Source organism: Sulfitobacter aquimarinus, from assembly GCF_040149565.1.
Classification (GTDB): Bacteria; Pseudomonadota; Alphaproteobacteria; order Rhodobacterales; family Rhodobacteraceae; genus Sulfitobacter; species Sulfitobacter aquimarinus.
This window is the reverse complement of the sequence record NZ_JBEFLO010000029.1, coordinates 1-364: the sequence shown is the minus strand read 5'-3', so window position 1 is coordinate 364 and position 364 is coordinate 1. Positions and strand designations below refer to the sequence as shown.

1 pseudogene is annotated in these 364 nt (G+C 54.4%); it reads left to right on the top strand.

The features are described 5' to 3' along the window. Window positions 1-364, top strand: a pseudogene (locus ABMC88_RS18480) (transposase); the annotation flags it as partial.

The following is a 364-nucleotide window of genomic DNA, read 5'->3' as shown; positions in this document are numbered from 1 at the left end:
CCAGCTTCTACAAGTGGCGGGCTAAGTTTGGCGGCATGGATGCCTCCCTCATCGCAGAGATGAAGGACATGGCCGAACAGAACCGGCGTCTCAAGAAGATGTATGCTGAGATGAGCATGCAGAACGATCTGCTAAAGGAAGCCTTAGGAAAAAAGCGTTAAGGCCGTCTCTGCGACGAGAGATGGCCATGAATGCGGTCGCACGGCACGGCGTAAGCATCGCGTTGGCGTGCCGTGCGTTTGAGATCAGTGAGACTTGTTATCGCTACAGCCCTGTGCTGAGCGATGAGAACGAAGAGATTGCAGACTGGCTTGAACGCCTGACGGCAAACAAGCGCTCCTGGGGCTTTGGCTTGTGTTTTTTG